The organism is Sphingomonas sp. PP-CC-3A-396, assembly GCF_004343105.1.
In the GTDB taxonomy this organism is placed as follows: domain Bacteria; phylum Pseudomonadota; class Alphaproteobacteria; order Sphingomonadales; family Sphingomonadaceae; genus Sphingomonas.
This window is the reverse complement of sequence record NZ_SLYF01000001.1, coordinates 264,763-281,582: the sequence shown is the minus strand read 5'-3', so window position 1 is coordinate 281,582 and position 16,820 is coordinate 264,763. Positions and strand designations below refer to the sequence as shown.

At 64.8% G+C, this 16,820-nt stretch carries 15 protein-coding genes; 14 read left to right on the top strand and 1 reads right to left on the bottom strand.

From position 1 onward, the window contains the following. Positions 1-17 precede the first annotated feature (17 nt). The 13 genes from C8J40_RS01320 to ruvA all read left to right on the top strand — a co-directional run bounded on the left by C8J40_RS01320 (position 18) and on the right by ruvA (position 14,483). Positions 18-761, top strand: a complete 744-nt coding sequence (locus tag C8J40_RS01320; protein ID WP_056477859.1) for a YebC/PmpR family DNA-binding transcriptional regulator — start codon at positions 18-20, stop codon at positions 759-761. Between the two features lie 180 nt (positions 762-941). Beyond that, a complete protein-coding gene (ruvC, locus tag C8J40_RS01315; protein ID WP_132736071.1) occupies positions 942-1,448 on the top strand; it encodes a crossover junction endodeoxyribonuclease RuvC in 507 nt (168 codons plus the stop codon). Between the two features lie 48 nt (positions 1,449-1,496). Then, positions 1,497-1,676, top strand: coding sequence for a hypothetical protein (locus C8J40_RS01310; RefSeq protein ID WP_132895462.1), 180 nt, complete (start codon positions 1,497-1,499; stop codon positions 1,674-1,676). A gap of 271 nt (positions 1,677-1,947) precedes the next feature. Continuing rightward, positions 1,948-5,547 (top strand): glycosyltransferase, encoded by a 3,600-nt coding sequence (locus C8J40_RS01305; RefSeq protein ID WP_165911335.1) that lies wholly within the window; start codon positions 1,948-1,950, stop codon positions 5,545-5,547. A gap of 13 nt (positions 5,548-5,560) precedes the next feature. Next, the gene (locus C8J40_RS01300) at positions 5,561-6,211 is read left to right on the top strand and encodes a hypothetical protein (protein ID WP_132895460.1); all 651 of its coding nucleotides are present in this window, start codon (positions 5,561-5,563) and stop codon (positions 6,209-6,211) included. 38 nt (positions 6,212-6,249) lie between these two features. Beyond that, positions 6,250-7,236 (top strand): hypothetical protein, encoded by a 987-nt coding sequence (locus tag C8J40_RS01295; protein ID WP_132895459.1) that lies wholly within the window; start codon positions 6,250-6,252, stop codon positions 7,234-7,236. 114 nt (positions 7,237-7,350) lie between these two features. Next, positions 7,351-8,163: a polysaccharide pyruvyl transferase family protein gene (locus tag C8J40_RS01290; protein WP_132895458.1), complete on the top strand. Its 813-nt coding sequence runs from the start codon at positions 7,351-7,353 to the stop codon at positions 8,161-8,163. Positions 8,164-8,200: 37 nt separating this feature from the next. Beyond that, positions 8,201-9,691, top strand: a complete 1,491-nt coding sequence (locus C8J40_RS01285; protein WP_132895457.1) for a BNR repeat-containing protein — start codon at positions 8,201-8,203, stop codon at positions 9,689-9,691. A gap of 102 nt (positions 9,692-9,793) precedes the next feature. Further along, a complete protein-coding gene (locus tag C8J40_RS01280; RefSeq protein WP_132895456.1) occupies positions 9,794-10,957 on the top strand; it encodes a polysaccharide pyruvyl transferase family protein in 1,164 nt (387 codons plus the stop codon). After that, the gene (locus C8J40_RS01275; RefSeq protein ID WP_132895455.1) at positions 10,954-12,606 is read left to right on the top strand and encodes an AMP-binding protein; all 1,653 of its coding nucleotides are present in this window, start codon (positions 10,954-10,956) and stop codon (positions 12,604-12,606) included. Before C8J40_RS01280 ends, C8J40_RS01275 begins: the two co-directional genes overlap by 4 nt. Next, positions 12,603-12,872, top strand: a complete 270-nt coding sequence (locus C8J40_RS01270) for an acyl carrier protein (RefSeq protein ID WP_132895454.1) — start codon at positions 12,603-12,605, stop codon at positions 12,870-12,872. Before C8J40_RS01275 ends, C8J40_RS01270 begins: the two co-directional genes overlap by 4 nt. Next, on the top strand, positions 12,869-13,825 hold the full coding sequence (locus C8J40_RS01265; RefSeq protein WP_132895453.1) for a hypothetical protein: 957 nt from the start codon (positions 12,869-12,871) through the stop codon (positions 13,823-13,825). The genes C8J40_RS01270 and C8J40_RS01265 overlap by 4 nt, the downstream gene beginning before the upstream one ends. Before the next feature lie 58 nt (positions 13,826-13,883). Beyond that, entirely contained in the window at positions 13,884-14,483 is a 600-nt protein-coding gene (gene ruvA / locus C8J40_RS01260) for a Holliday junction branch migration protein RuvA (RefSeq protein WP_107963179.1), read from the top strand. Positions 14,484-14,633: 150 nt separating this feature from the next. Here ruvA and C8J40_RS01255 read toward each other — a convergent pair whose 3' ends face one another. Beyond that, the gene (locus C8J40_RS01255; RefSeq protein ID WP_132895452.1) at positions 14,634-15,542 is read right to left on the bottom strand and encodes a 2-hydroxyacid dehydrogenase; all 909 of its coding nucleotides are present in this window, start codon (positions 15,540-15,542) and stop codon (positions 14,634-14,636) included. Between the two features lie 54 nt (positions 15,543-15,596). On the opposite strand from C8J40_RS01255, the gene ruvB reads away from it, so the two are divergent. After that, positions 15,597-16,622 (top strand): Holliday junction branch migration DNA helicase RuvB, encoded by a 1,026-nt coding sequence (gene ruvB / locus C8J40_RS01250; protein WP_056061260.1) that lies wholly within the window; start codon positions 15,597-15,599, stop codon positions 16,620-16,622. Positions 16,623-16,820 lie beyond the last annotated feature (198 nt).

Below are 16,820 nucleotides of genomic sequence, written 5' to 3'. Positions count from 1 at the left end.
CAGCTAAAGAGGCACCGATGGCAGGCCATTCCAAATACAAGAATATCATGTACCGCAAGGGCGCGCAGGACAAGAAGCGCTCGTCGGCGTTCAGCAAGCTCAGCCGCGAGATCACGGTCGCGGCCAAGATGGGGCTGCCCGATGTCGACATGAACCCGCGCCTGCGCGCGGCGGTCAACGCGGCCAAGGCGGCGTCGCTCCCGAAGGAGAACATCCAGCGCTCGATCGACAAGGCGAGCCGCGGCGATGCCGAGAATTACGAGGAGATCCGCTACGAGGGCTTCGGCCCCGGCGGCGTGTCGCTGATCATCGAGGCGCTGACCGACAACCGCAACCGCACCGCGACCAACGTACGCGTCGCGGTCGGCAAGAACGGCGGCAATCTGGGCGCGGGCGGTTCGGTCAGCCATGCGTTCGACCGCGTCGGGCTGATCTCGTATCCGGCGAGCGCGGGCGATGCCGACACGGTGTTCGAAGCGGCGCTCGAAGCGGGTGCCGAGGACGTCACGTCGAGCGAGGACGGCCATGAGGTCTGGACCGCGCAGGGCGACCTTCACGAGGTGGCCAAGGCTTTGGAAGCCAAGCTCGGCGAGGCGGAAGGCGCCAAGCTCGCCTGGCGCCCGCAGGTCATGGTTGCAGTCGGTGCGGACGATGCGGCGACGCTGTTCAAGCTGATCGACGCGCTCGACGACGACGACGACGTGCAGACCGTGTGGGGCAATTACGAAATCTCCGACGAGATCATGGAGTCGCTGGGTTGAGATGAAGACTGGTTCACGCGAAGGCGCAAAGGCGCGAAGAGCTTCGCGTGGGCTAGTGATCCGCGAAGGCGGAATGTCTGTTCGGTGGTCAAGATCACTGATGAGGGTGCCGCTGACGCGGCACACCTGTCGAGTATGCGACACCTTCGCGCCTTTGCGCCTTCGCGTGAATCAATCTTCATGATCATTCTAGGGCTAGACCCCGGTCTCGGCACCACAGGCTGGGGCGTCATTCGCGCCGACGGCAATCGCCTGAGCCATATTGCCAACGGCCAGATCAAGACCGATCCGTCGATGGCGCTCCCCCGCCGCCTGACCGCGCTGTACAATGCCCTGATCGACGTCATCCGTACCGAGCGCCCCGACGGCGCCGCGGTGGAGGAGGTGCTCGGCAACACCAACGCGCAGTCGACGCTGAAACTGGGCCAGGCCCGCGGCGTCGTATTGCTCGCCGCGGCGGGGGCCGGGCTCCATATCGGCGAATACCACCCCTCGACCGTCAAGAAGGGCGTCGTCGGCACCGGCGGCGCGGACAAGAAGCAGATCCAGGCGATGATGGCCGTCCTGCTGCCGGGCGCCAAGCTCGCGGGGCCCGACGCCGCGGATGCGCTCGCCGTGGCGATCACGCACGCGCATCATGTCGCCAGCGCGGCGGCACTATCGCGACGAACAGGCATGGGTGCCTGATCCCGACGGGAGAAATCCCGCTTCAAGCTTCCCCGGTTAAGGTCATCGATGCGCCGCCCGTCCAGACGGGCGGCGTTGCGTTATGGCGCGTCGGTGATGGCTGGCGGTATCGAGGTCGCTTCGATCCCCACGCTAAATAGCGATCTCGATCCTATTTCCCGCGGCGATCTCCAATACAATTATGGCTTCAAGCATTGTCTGGCAATATCCAGCGATCTTAATCGTTAAAGTCGGAATACCAGTTCCGGTAGGTCGCCAATTGTAAGAAATGCTTTCCCCGAAAGTTAAAGAGATCGGATTCGTTTGTATTGCTAATGCCGGGCAGGCGTGACCAAGTGGCATAAATCTGAGAAGATTTGCGGGGCATTTGATTCGCTAAACACGTACGTTGCGTCGTGTAGATACTCATTGCGAAAGAACGCCGTTTCCTATGACGTATAATCTTTTGCAGAATCCGACGTTTACGGATCATGATACTGCAGTATCGGCCCGTCGGAACATGGGGCAGTTCTGTCAGAACTGGTTCGTCGAATACGGCGCAGCTGCAGCCGGCGACACGGGGCCGGCAAAGGCCTCGCCGAAGTCGCAGGGGGTGAGGCTGCACATCCGCTCGGCGCTCAGCTGGGTCCGGCTATGGCAGCCGATCGAGTTGACGGGGGTCGAACGGGGGCGCCGCGCCGTGGTGCGGCTGCGGGCAAGCGCCGCCAGTGACGCCGAAGCCGGGCTCGATCTCGAATGGATCGCGCTGCTCAAGGCCAATGCGCAGGGCAAACGGATCTTTGCTAAGAAGCTTTCGACGCAGCAGCGTTCGATCGAGGGCGACGCCCGGGACTATGAGCTGGAGATGCCGCTGGGCGATCTCGTATCCGGCACCCCGTATTTCTTCGCCATGCAGTTTTCGAGCGGCCCCGGCACCGTGGAACTCGAATCGGTCGATTTTACCAGTCATGCGGCAACGGCCTCGGCAACGGCCTCGGCCTCTGCGGCATCGACGAAGCGATACACCGTTCTTCAGGCGGCCCCGTCGGAGGTCGCGCTCGCGGCCGGTCCGGCGCATCCTGTTGTGGCGCAGTCGGGTAAGGGCGGGACCCGCGCGGACGACGTGGCACCCCGGTCCGGTTCGGCGCGCAATGGTGCGGCGGCAATCGATCCGGCCAAGGCGAGCGGCGCACACGCGCGCGCAAAGCGCCCGTCCGGAGAGGTGGTCGGGTTGCGCGGCGACCGTCTGGTCGGCTGGGCCGAATTGCCCGAGGTCGATGCCGAAGTCCTGCTGTTCGTCGATGGCCGATTGGTCGGTTCGGCGATACCGGACGCGTCTGTCGATGCGCTGGCCGAGGACGTCGCCAAGGTCGCCACGCATGGTTTTGCCGTACCCCTGCCGACGTTGCTGCTCGATGGCGCCGATCACCAAGTCAGTCTGCGCGCGTCGACCGGCGAGCGGCTGGGTGCGGGGACCAAGCGCATGACGCTGGCCGGCGCGCGGGGAACGGGGGCCGCAGCGAAGTCGTCGATCGAGGCGAAATCGGCACTCGTGATCGACGCGTCGGATGCGGTGCCGGCGCACTCGCCGGTGGTCGGCGGTGATCCCGGCAAGATCGCTACCGCGGTCGCCGCCACGCGCCGCGTCGCGGTCGTGTCGTGGGATATGGCGCACAACCCGGTCGGGCGGGCGTTTCTGCTGGCGGACATGGCATCGCGCAACAGCGTCGTCGAACTCGTCGGGCCGATGTTCCCGATGTACGGCGCGACGATCTGGCCGCCGATCGCCGCCGCGACGATGACGATGCACGCCTATCCCGCGGGCAGCTTCGCCGAGTTCGTCGCCGGTGCGCGCGCGATCGCCGCGCGCGTCAAATGCGATGTCGTCCATGTCGGCAAGGCGCGTTTCTCGAGCCTGTTCATCGGCGCGATGATCAAGCAGGCCAATGCGTGCCCGATGATCGTCGACGTCGACGATCACGAACTCGGTTTCTTCCCCAATCGCGACCCCGCCAGCCTCGACGATCTGATCGCCGCGATCACCGAAGACCCGCGGATCCTCGACAAGCCTTATGGCGAGATCTTCACGCGATTTGCCGAAGGGCTGATCGCCGAATGCGATGGCGTGACCGTCTCCAACTACGCCTTGCAGGAACGGTTCGGCGGTATCGTCGTCCGCCATGGCCGCGACGAACGCGTGTTCGATCCCGCCTTGTACGATCGACAGAAGGTCCGTGCCGAATTCGGCTACACCGACGCGGATCGGGTGATCCTGTTCCTCGGGACGCCGCGACCGCACAAGGGCGTGTTCGAGATCGCCGACGCACTCGAAGAGCTCGCCGACGATACGCTTGCGCTGTGCGTGATCGGAACGGTCACCGACAAGCGCACGTCGAGCCGGTTCGCGAAATACAAGAAGGCGCGGATCGGGTTGCACGGCGATCAGCCCTGGGCACGGCTCGCGGAACTGGTGTCGATCGCCGATGCGGTGTTCCTGTTGCAGGACCCGACATCCGCGATATCCGGCTACCAGATCCCCGCCAAGCTGACCGATGCGATGGCGCTCGGCGTGCCGGTGTACGCGACGCCGGTGCCGCCGCTACGCGATCTGATTGCGGCGGGGGCGATCATCGCAGTGCACGATGCCGCGCAACTCAAGGACGAACTGCGCAAGATCAGCGCGCAGGGCATTGCGCCGGCGACCAAGCAGCGCGTCCGCGATCATTATCTGACCGAACTCAGCTATAGCGTGAATTCGGCGAGGCTGGACCTGGCGTTCGAGGCTGCACGGACGGTATCCAGGCCGGTGATACCGGCGTTCGACGCGCTGTTCGCGGCGGTCGAGCGGGTGTCGGGCGAGCCGCTGCCGCGCTTTGCCAAGGGGTGGGCCGGTCCGGCGATCTGGCAGAATCGCAAACCCGATGTCGTCTTCCTGTGGAAGCAGAACGATTCGGACATCTATGGTCGCCGGTCGGATATGATGGCGCGGTATCTGCTCAAATCGGGCGCGGTGAACCAGGTTCTCCATTTCGATTCGCCGATCAGCGCGACCGATCTCGACAAGCAGGCCAAGCACGGCGCGGAGGCGACCGCGCACCAGGGAAACCTGGTGTACGTCAACACCATCCGGCGCGTGCTGCGCCAGGCGGATACGACGAACCTGTTGCGACGGACGTTCCTGTTCCGCGCCGAGACGTCGCCGCAACGCTATCTCGGTACCGACCTGCCGCCGCGCGATGGGTATGAGGATTTCATCCGATCGGAGCTGCGCGCGGCCAATATCGGCGACTCGCCGGTGTTGTGGGTGTGCCCGGTGGTATTCGATTATACGATGGTCAAATCGGTCGTGAACCCAGGCTGTATCGTCGCCGACGTGATCGACGACCAGCGCCGATTCCCCAGCCGCGAACCGCATCGGACGCGTGTCCATGCTGCGTATGACGAGATCTTGCGCGATGCCGATCTCGTCCTCGCCAATTGCGAACCGGTACGCGAAGGGTTCGCGGCGATCCGCGAGGATATCCGCGTCATCCCGAACGGCGCGGAGATGTTCGATCTGTCGCATAGCTGGGCGGTGCCGGAGGATCTCGCGCATCTGCCCCGGCCGATCCTCGGCTATGTCGGCAATCTGCGCGACCGGGTCGATCTGGAGCTGATCGGCAAGGTCGCCGACGCATTCCCCGGCGGCAGCGTGGTGCTGATCGGGTCGGCGCATGATCGGCCCGACGTGCTCGCGCTCGGCGCGCGTCCGAACATCCATATCCTCGGGGTGAAACCCTATGAGGATGCGACGCGGTATATTCGCGCGTTCGACGTCGCGATGGTGCCGCACCTGCGCAACGAACTCAGCGAGAGCATGAACCCGCTGAAGCTCTACGTCTATTTCGCGCTGAACGTCCCGATCGTGACGACCGACGTCGCCAATATCGGCGACATCGGTCCCTATGCGACGATCGCCGCGGATCACGACTCGTTCCTCGCCGCGATCACGCGCGTGGTGGCCGGCAAGCAAAAGGCGCCAACGACGGTGCAGCGCAAGAAGGTATTGAGTTCGGTATCCTGGACGTCGCGGGTCGACGACGTCCTCGATGTCCTGGGCCTGGCACAGCGGCCGACGTGACGGGGGATCGATCATGACCGTGAGCTGCAATATCTGCAACGGGACGACGTTCGTCCCGGCGCAGAACAACCGGCTGAGCCGGTCGCGCAAACCGCCGCAATGCGGCACGTGCCGGTCGCTCGAACGGCACCGTATCGCCCGCGCGGTCATCGATAAATTGCAGCTGCGCGAGACGTTCGCGCATCTTCCGTTGCTGCTATGGGGCGAGCCGAGTGGCATTCCCAAGCCCTGGTTCAAATCCGTCGAGCTGTTCGGGATCGAGCATGCCGATGCAGGGCTGCCCGCGCGCCAGAGCAACAGCCTCGGGTTCATTGTTGCGGCGAATGTGCTCCACCGTGTCCCCGCGCACCGCAAGACGCTGGCCGAGCTGGTCCGCGTGATGACCGCCGACGGTTTGATGCTGTTGTCCTATCCGAACCCGACGACGCGCGAAAAGACCGAGGATTGGGGCAGGGCCGATGCCGCGCGTGGCGGCGCTTACCGCGTCCTGGGGCGCGATTTCGAAGCGGAGTTCGCACAGCTCGTTCCGGACGCGATCGTCCTGCGGATCGAGGAAGCGGACCCGGTCACCGGCGATGCGGACTGGCTGTACCTGTTGTCGAAGAGTCCGTTCTGGATGCGCAGGGCATTCAGTGCGGAAATCGATGCAAGAATCCTGGACTGAACGATGTTTCGGCGCAGTACAAAAGGACGGCCCCTACGATGAATTCCTATAACCTAGCCGGCAATACGTGGTGGCCACCGGGCCAGGACGCGGCCGACGAGTATATGCAGTATGCAACCGCGTTCGACCGCGATCGGTGCCTGCGCCAGTATGACGACGTCGTCGGCAGCGCGGCGGCGAGCTATGTCGGCAACAGCGCGGGCGGTCCGATCGCCGCCTTCCTGCGCAAGGCGATCGCCGCGAAGAGGCCCGCGTCGCTGATCCGGCTCGGCGACGCCGACGGCAACGTGTTGTTCTCGGGGCTCGATATCTACCCGCATTTGACCACGTATAATCTTACCAAGATATCGCGGATCTACTTCGGCTCGAATACCTTGATGGTCGAGCATAAGCAGTTCTTCCTCGACACGGTCATGGAGGGGATCGCGGAAGCCGATCTCATCGGTGGTCCCGAGCGCGGGACGATCGACAAGAGCTTTTCTACGGACCTCCCGGATCTCGACGTCCGCGGCATGTGCGGCATGCGCGGCGTGTATAATTATCTGGCGGGTGCCACCGATCTCGCCAAGCTGTCGGAGAAGATCTGGGCAAGCACCTGGTTCAGCCGGTCGTTGCTGCCGCATTATTTCAATATCCTGCATAAACAGCCGTATCTGGGCTTCGTCACTTGTTACCCGGATCTCGAGCGGGTGTTTCGCGAAAAGGCCGAAGTGGCGCGGACGGAGACGATCCTGGTGCCGATGCAGGCGTCGATCGCCAAGGTTCACAAGGATATCCGGCATTATCCCGACGCGTATCCGGACATCCTGGAACAGCTCCGGCCGCCGTTCGAGGGCGCGGTATACATCGTCGCGGCAGGCATCCTGTCGAAGGCCTATTGTACGGCGATCAAGCGTCGCGGCGGGATCGCCATTGATGTCGGCAGCGTCGCCGACGTCTGGATGGGCACCAAATCCAGGCCGGACATGCCCAAGGATATGGTCGCGAAATGGCAGCTCGTCGCCAACAGCCCCGTCCCATCCTGATCAAGAATATTGGAGTTCACCGTGGACGATTCATGCGCCAGAGATTTCGAACGAAAAAACGGTCATCTCGCGGATTTATTTCGCCGGCACCGTAACAAGACGATCAAGTATTTCATGAATCCGGGTAACGCCGGGGACTCGCTGATCGCTGCGGCGACCTATCAGCTGTTCGACCATTATAATATCGACGTCGAGATCCTGTCGTCGGTCGCCGAGGCGAAGGCCCTGCGGAACGAAACGGTCCTGTTGGCGGGCGGGGGCAATCTGGTCCCGCTCTACCACGGCATGTCGGCGCTGATCCGCGCGCTTCAGGCAGGCAATAACCGCATCATCGTGCTGCCGCACTCGGTCCGTGGGAACGAGGATTTGTTGCAGTCGCTGGCGCCCGCGACGACGATCTATTGCCGTGAGCTGCCGACCCACCAGCACGTCCTTGCGCATGCACCGTCGATCGAGGCGGAATTGTCGCACGATCTGGCGTTGTTCCTCGATACCGACAAGCTTTACGACGACATGGAGAGCGACGCGGAGATCCATGACCTGTTCCGCGAGATGCTGCTCGAACGCGCGAAGCTCACGCCCGAGGCGATCGACGGCAAGAAGATGTCGTGCATGCGGCACGGCGTCGAGAAGACGTTTATCCCGCGGGCACCCAATTTCGATATCTCGATCGTGTTCCAGATCGGGGTGAAACCGCGCGAAGCCAATCGAGGAGCGTGGATGCTGCTCGAATTCACCCGTCTCGCGTCCGAGATCACCACCAACCGGTTGCATGTCGGCGTGGCCTCCGCGCTGTCGGGAACCACGACGCAACTGCATGACAACAGCTACGGCAAGGTGTCGAGCATCTACACGCACAGCATGCAGAAGGATTTCCCCAATGTGAGTTTCAACGGGGAGATGATGGCGGACTATGTCTTTGCCTGAGGCCGGCGCCTTTGCTCGCGCGCGATGCGAGCGTCGGGTGAACCGCTTCGCAGCGGCGTGGCTCGAATGCCCGGCCCGATCATCCGCGGTCGAGCGCGGCCGTATAGGCCTTGGCCTATGGACCGCGATCGTCGTGCTGGCGGGGTGCCAGGCACCCGACCTCGCTGCGCAACCCGTAGCGGGCGAACCGCGCTGTTCGCAGGTCGGTGCCGACGCGCGGCGGGGTGGCGGGGCGATCGAACTCGACCGGGTATGGACCGGGGTGGGGACCGCGATCGGCGCGGCAGCCACCGCGCGTGGGCAGATCTTCGCGGCCTATTTCGAAGCCGACCGCTGGGCCACCGTCACGCGCTTCGATCCCTTGCGGCGCGTATCCTGTTCGATACGCCTGCCTTCCCGGTTCTCCGGGTGGGACGCGCACAACAGCCTCGCGGTCGCGATCGCCCCCGACGATACGGTGCACGTCGTCGGCAACATGCACGCGTCGCCGTTGTTCTATGCGCGCGGCACCGTCGGCGATGTCGGCAGCATCCGCCCGGCATCGATGATCGGCCGCGACGAACTGCGCGCGACCTATCCGCGGTTCCTGCATGACGGCAACGGCAACCTCGTCTTCATGTACCGCACCGGCGGCTCGGGAAACGGCAGCTGGTTGCTCAACAGGTGGCAGGACGGGCGATGGCAGCGGATCGGGTCGATCTTTGCCGATCGCGACCGAAAGGGTCCGGTCAGTGCGTATCCGAGCACTTTCAGGACCGGCGCGGACGGCTATGTCCATGTCGCGGTCGTATGGCGGCGGACGCCCGACGTCGCGTCGAATTTTGCGGTATCCTACGCACGAACCAAAAATTTCCAAACCTGGTTCACGGCGAACGGCCACCCGATTGCGGCGCCGCTGAGCCCCGATACGATGGATTTGGTCGAAAACGTCGGTGAGGATGCCGGGCTTGTCAACCGGCTCGATCTCGCGCTTGCAGCCGATGGCGCGCCGGTGATCCTGTATCCGCGCTATGCCGAGACGGATGGCAAGGTCCGCTATGGCGCCGCGAACGGCCCCGCGATCGTGGCGGCACGTCCGGGCCGGGGCGGGTGGCGCATCCGCGAGATCGCGACGTCGCGAACCCCGTCGATCGTTGAGGGGAAGGGCGCGTTGCCCAATCTGCCGGCGGTATGGATCCTCGATCAGCAGCCGAATTCCGCGCGGGTCCGCATTGCGTTTCCCGGTCGGGATCGACGACGTGTACAGCTCGACCTGCAGACGCTCGTGACGGTACCCGATGCAGGAGACGCCGGCAGTGCGAGGCCGAACGCCGTGGCCTCTCCCGCGTTTCCCAAAGGGATGGAGGATGTCTCGACGCGCCAGGCCATCGTCCTCGAAAACGGGGTCGATGGCCAGAAGGTCGGCACGCTCAGATGGTTTGCCCAGGTCGCGCATGGCGACAAGCCTCGATCCTGTTCGAGCACCGCACCCGTCGCCTGCGACCCACCCGCCGCGCCCTTGCTGTGGAGCGCCGGGAAGACCCCATAAAGTTAGGGCGGCAGACAGCCGGCGCCAATGTCGCATATCCGGCGCCGGCGCGTGTGCATGTACGCGTGACCGCAGGCTTCGACCTCGCTGTGAAAGATTACCATGACTGTCTCGAAGACTCGTCGCCGTGTCGCGATTTTGCCGAACCTGTCGATCCGGCAACTGGGCGACGCGGGCCGTATCCCGACCGCCGACGCTGCGACGCTGACCGAGGCGCTTGGCGGCAATTCGGGTAATGTCGCCTATGTCGACGGGCTGGTCGCGTCGTTGGCCGCCTCGCACATGATTACGTGGAGTACGCCCCCCGAAATCGTCCGCGCTCACGCTGATATTCTCGTTGTGGCGTGTGCCAACCAGCTTGGTGATCATGTCGATCTGTCGGGTTGGGCGGCACGTCTCGCGGCGTTCGGATTGCCCGTCCTGCTGGTTGGTCTTGGTGCGCAGGCGCCGGGTATTGGCGCGACTCTCGCGTTGAAGGACGGCACCCGCGCAGCGCTGGACGTCGTCGCGGCCGCCGCCGGCGCGGCACCCGCCATGCTCGTCCGCGGCGCGTATACGGCCGAGATCCTGGCTCGCAACGGCTATGCCTCGACGATCATCGGCTGTCCGTCGCTGTTCCTGTCGCCGACGAGAGACCTGGGCGGGCGGATCGCGGCACGGGTCGCCGCCGGGCTCGGGACGCGACCGGCGATCGCGGCCGGGCATCATCACCATGCCGACATGGCGCCCGAACACCGCCTGATCGTCGCAGCGGATCAGCACGACGGCTGCTATATCGTCCAGCACCCCGATACGATGATCGCGCTGGCCCGATCGGACCTTGCCGACACCCAAAGCGGCGATTTCGCGCTGCTCGCACAGCGGTTGCTGCCCGGTCTCGACGGTGCGCAGGTCCTGGAGTGGGGGCGTCGGCGTGCCTTCGTCTTTACCGACAGCCAGAGCTGGATGAGCTTTCTGCGGCGCTACGATTATGCGATCGGACCGCGGTTTCACGGCGTGGCGCTCGCCATCCAGGCCGAGCGACCGGGAGTCGTCCTGCATGTCGACAGTCGCACGCGCGAGATGGCCGAGACGATGGCAATACCGTCGCGCTCCTTCGATGACGATCCGGTATCCGACCTGCGCGAGGTCGTCGCGACCGCCTGGACCGCCGAAGCCGGGGCAGCGTTCGACTCGCGCCGCGCCGCGCTCGCGAAGACGTTCCGCACCGCGTTGCAGGCGCATGACATCGCCGTCAGCGCGCGGCTGTCGGCCTTGTGCGAATGACGCGGCGGCCCAGCGAACCCACCGGGCTGCTCGCGAGTTTCATCGCGCGCTGCAATGCCGCGCCGTCGACGGTGCAGTTCGTCCTCGCGCGCGTCGGCGGAAACGCGGTCGTGACGCACGCGATGCTGTGGGACGGAGGGCAGCGATACGCGCACCTCTATCGCCGCACCGGCGCGGCGCAAGGCACCGTCGTGTTGATCGCGCTTCAATCGTCACCTGACCTGCTCTATGCGTTCGTAGGTGCGATCCTGGCCGGCTGCGTTCCGGCGATGATGCCGTTGCCGTCGATCAAGCAGGATCCAGCGCGCTTCTGGGACAGCCACACCCGGTTGTTCCGGCATATCGGCGGCGGCATTCTCGTCACCGATACGATCAACGCCGCGACCTTCGGCGACGCGCTAGCAGCAGACCTGCTGGCGATCGTCACCACGGCGGACGCCGTGCCCGACGACGGCGATCCGATCGCGTGGGACTGGCATCCGGACGCGGTCTGTTGTCTGCAGCATAGTTCGGGCACGACCGGGCTGAAGAAGGGCGTGACGCTGACATCTCGCGCCGTCAGCCACCATATCGCCAGCTATGCGGCGGCGATCGGCCTGACCAGCGACGACGTGATCTGTTCGTGGCTGCCGCTGTATCACGACATGGGTTTAGTCACGACGTTGCTGATGCCGCTGCTGACGGGGGTGCGCGCGGTGATCGTCGATCCGTTCGATTGGTTGTCGAACCCGCTTTCGCTGTTCGATCTGGTCGCCAAACACGACGGCACGCTGGTCTGGCTGCCCAATTTTGCGTTCGACCACTTGGCGAATGCTGCCGTCGACAGCCGGCGGGTCGATCTTTCTCGGGTCCGTGCTTTCATCAATTGTTCTGAACCGTGCAAGCCGGCCAGCGTTGACCGATTCATTGCAGCATTCGGTCGGTGGGGCGTATCGGCCGTGCAGGTGCAAGCGTGTTACGCGATGGCGGAAACGGTGTTCGCCGTCGCGCAGACGCGACCGGGCGTACCGGCACGCCGATGCTCGGTCTCGGCCAATGGCTTGCGACGCCATCGGCTGGACGTCGTCGGAGACGATCGCATCAGTCTGTGCAGCGCTGGGCCGCCGATCGACGGCATCGAAGTCCGGATCGATGGGGCGGACGCGATCGGCGAAATCCTGGTGCGTGGCGATTTTGTCTTCACGGGCTATTACCGGCAGGACTCGTCGGCGAGCTTCAACGCCGGCTGGTTCGGGACCGGCGATCTCGGATTCCTCCACGAGGGTGAGGTGTACGTGCTTGGCCGCAAGACCGATCGGATCATCCTGCTCGGCAAGAATTTCTATGCGCACGAGATCGAGCAAGTGCTGAACGACGTCGTCGGCGTAAAGGCGGGGCGCGCGGTCGCGTTCGGGCTGTTCGCGGACGCGATCGGCAGTGAAACCTGCCATGTCGTAGTCGAGCGCGGCGGCGCCGTCGAAGATTGCGGGGCAATCGAAGATTCTGCGCTTCGCCAGGCGGTGAAGAGGCAACTCCTTGATTTGCTGGGCCTGGTTCCGAAGACGATCTCGATAGTCGCGCCGGGCTGGCTGATAAAGTCGACGTCGGGGAAGATCAGTCGTACCGAAAACATTGTAAAATACCTTGCGGGTCGACACACTGAGATATGAACCAGGACGATGTTGGCGCGCGAATATTTGCGATCGTCGCCAAGACCTTCGGCGTCGATGCGGCGGCGGTCGACGTGGCGACCACCACTGACGATGTCGATGGCTGGGATTCGCTGGCGCACGCCACGCTGTTGATCCGGATCGAGAAGCACTTCAACATCGATCTCGGACCGGAGGGCAGCGGCGCGCAGGATCTCGGCGCGTTGATCGCCCTGGTCCGGTGTCGGCGCGATGACGGACCGCGCGAAAGCCGGGCGGGCTCATGAGCATCGCCGGCGACACGCGCGCCCGGCGGGCGGCGGACGTCGTCCAGGGCGCGGACGGATATCTATTCCACCGCGACCATGAGGCGATCGACCAGATCACCGGCGCGCTGCCGCTCGGCCCTCGCGAGATCGCGGTGTGGCGCGACAGCATCGAGACGCGCGCGGCGTGGTGCAAGGCGAACGACATCGCGTTCCGGATGATGATCATTCCGGAAAAGCACGTCGTCTATGCCGACAAGCTGCCACCCGGTTTCGCGCTATCCGACAACCGCCCTGCAGTGCAGATCCTGGACAGTCTCGATCCCGAGACGCGCGCGCTGTGCTCCTATCCGTTGCAGCCGTTGATCGACGCGCGCGCCCTCCGCGAAACCTATCTGAAGACCGACACGCACTGGACCTTCTACGCGGGGTTCCTGGCGTATGACCTGCTGATGGATAGCCTCGCTGACTCGGTATCGCTGCCGATCCGGATCGCCGAGACCGATCTGAGCTTCGGCGACCGGACGCATATCGGCGATCTCGGCGTGCGGCTCGAACCCGAACAGGACGAAATCGCCACCATCGTCGATCACCGGATCGCGCGACCGTTCCAGCGGGTGTTCGAAAACAAGATTTTCGCGCGCGGCGCGGTGTCGATCTACGAGAGCAGCGATCGCGACCTGCCTCGCTGCGTGCTGTTCCGCGATTCGTTCGCAAACTACATCATCCCGCATCTGATCCCGACCTTTTCGCGATTGGTGGTGATGAGTTCGGACAGTCTCCAATATGACCTGCTGCGCTCCGAACGGCCTGATGTGGTGATCGTCACGATCATCGAGCGGTTCCTGGGCATGCTCGATGGTGACGGCAGGCGGCATCTGCCCGACGATCTGGCCGGACCGGGGCTCGCCGAACTGACGGGCACGAGCGCCGCCGACCTGAAGGCCTATACGGGGTTCGATCGGCTCCCGTAGGCGACCGCGAATTTTGAGAGGATGACGGGACGCACGCCATGTTCTACCGATCGCGGCAATGATCGTGCATCTTAAAGGACGGCTGGACTCGACCGGCATCGACCACGCCGTGATCGACGTCGGCGGCGTCGGCTATCTGGTCGGCGCTTCGGCGCGGACGCTGTCGGCTCTGGGGCCGATCGGCGAGGCGTGCACGGTGTTCACCGAATTGCTGGTCGGCGAGGATTTCCAGCGGCTTGTCGGATTTTCGAGCGCGGACGAGCGCGACTGGTTCCGGTTGCTGACCGGCGTGCAGGGGGTCGGCGCGCGCGTCGCGCTTGCGATCTTGTCGGCGCTGGAGCCGGTCGATCTCTCACGTGCGATCGCCAGTGGCGACAAGGCGATGGTCGCGCGGGCGAACGGCGTAGGGCCCAAGCTCGCGCAGCGGATCGTGATGGAATTGAAGGACAAAGTCGGCGGCATCGCGCTCGGGCTTGGACCGGCGGTGGTCAATGCCGCGCCGGGGGCGTCTGCGGATGCGGTGTCGGCGCTGCTCAACCTCGGCTTTCGGCCGAACGAAGCGAGTGTCGCGGTGGCGGCGGCGGACGAGGAACTGGGGCCGGGGGCTTCGCTCGATGCGCTCGTGCGGCTGGCGCTGAGGAAAGCGTCTAAGTCGTAGTTTCGGACCCGTTCGGTTGGTTCTTAAGCCTGGTCTCACCCCCCCCTTCCGTTCGTGCTGAGCAAAGTCGAAGCACCTTCTCTTGGGGCACACCCTTCGACTTCGCTCAGGGCGAACGGAAGGGGGGCTTTGTTTCCCAAAGTCCCAGTCTTAGAGTGCACTCGGCAGCGGTCGTCCGGCAAAATGCGCGTCGAGGTTCGCGATGACCAACGCCGCCATCGCAGCCCTGCCATCGACGGTCGCGCTGCCTTGATGGGGTGACAGGACGACCTGATCCATCGTCTTGAGCGCTTCTGGAACGGCAGGTTCGTCGGCGAACACGTCGAGCCCGGCGCCGGCGATCGTTCCGTCTTCGAGTGCCGCTACCAAAGCAGGTTGGTCGACCAGACTACCGCGAGCGATGTTGATGAGGATGCCGTCCTCGCCGAGCGCCGCGAGAACCTGGGCGTCCACGATATGCGACGTCGCATCGCCACCCGGTGCGGCGATGATCAGCACATCGCACGCCGCCGCGAGCGAGGCGATGTCGGCATGGAACACGCCTGCGAAATCCGGCTTGGCGGAGCGTGCGGTATAATGGAGTTCGGTCGCGAACGGCGCGGCGCGCCTGGCGATCGCCTTGCCGATCCGGCCCAGCCCGAAGATGCCGATCCGTCGCTCGCTGGCGCGTCGAGAAAGATCGATCTGCCACCCGCCGTCGCGCACCGCGCGGTCGTTCGCGACGATCCGCCGCTGCACCGCCAGCATCAGTCCGATCGCGAGGTCTGCGACATCGTCGGTCAGCACGTCCGGCGTCGTCGTCACCGCGATGCCGCGCGCCTTGGCCGCAGCAAGGTCGATCCCGTCGTACCCGACGCCGTGGATCGCGATGATCTCCAGCGCGGGCAGGCGATCGAGCAGCGCCGCATCGACCACGCTGCTCCCACCCCCGACGATCGCGCGCGTCGTCGCCGGCGGATCCTCGCGGTGCAGCGTGAAGCGCTCGGCAAGCGTTACCTCCAGCGCGGGCGAGACTCCGCCCAGCAGATACAGGTCGGGATGCGCAGTTTCGTCGGTCATGCCTACCCCATAGCCGCCTTGCCCCCTTCACCGCGAGCGCGCTATCGCGGGTGGGTGACCGATACAGACCGCATCCTGACCGCTGCCAAGCGTCCCGAAGACGTCGACGCCGCGCTGCGCCCCAAGACGCTCGACGAATTCGTCGGGCAGAAGGCCGCACGCGAGAACCTGCGCATCTTCATCCAGGCGGCGAAATCGCGCGGCGATGCGCTCGATCACGTGCTGTTCTTCGGTCCACCGGGGCTGGGCAAGACCACGCTCGCGCAGATTGTCGCGCGCGAGATGGGGGTCGGGTTTCGCGCCACCTCGGGGCCGGTGATCGCCAAGTCGGGCGATCTCGCCGCATTGCTAACCAATCTTGAGGACGGCGACGTGCTGTTCATCGACGAGATCCACCGGTTGCAGCCTGCGGTCGAGGAAGTGCTGTACCCGGCGATGGAGGACCGTGCGCTCGACCTGATGATCGGCGAAGGACCGTCCGCGCGCTCCGTCCGCATTGACCTGCCGCGGTTCACGCTGATCGGCGCGACGACGAGGCAGGGCTTGCTGACGACGCCGTTGAGGGACCGCTTCGGCATCCCGGTGCGGCTGCAATTCTATACGGTCGAGGAACTGGAGCGGGTCGTCACGCGCGCGGCGGGGCTGCTCGGGCTGGGGATCGCCAAGGACGGCGCGATGGAGATCGCGCGGCGTGCGCGGGGGACGCCGCGTATCGCCGGGCGGCTGCTCCGGCGCGTGCGCGATTTCGCCAATGTCGCGGGGCACGAGACGGTCGACGCGCGGGCGGCGGATGCGGCGCTCAACCGGCTGGAGGTCGATTCGCTCGGGCTCGATGCGATGGATCGGCGCTATCTGATGATGATCGCGGATATTTATCGCGGGGGACCGGTCGGGGTGGAGACGCTGGCGGCGGGGCTGAGCGAGCCGCGTGATACGATCGAGGAGGTGATCGAGCCATATCTGATTCAGTTGGGTCTGATCGCGCGGACCGCGCGCGGTCGGTTCCTGAATGCGGGGGGGTGGAAGCATCTGGGCCTTAACCCGCCGGCGGGAAGCCAGGACGGGCTGTTCGACGCGTAGGAGCGTCGACGGACCCTTGATCGCTTCCGCCTAAACTCGTCACCCCAGCGAAAGCTGGGGTCTCCCGATTGGATGGCGCCAGGGGGCGGCGAGTCCCACGGGGATATCCCAGCTTTCGCTGGGATGACGGATTGGGGGTAGGGGGTAGGGACTCCAGATTCCCGCAGCGCGGCTCCCTTGTAAGAAACCACACCCGGA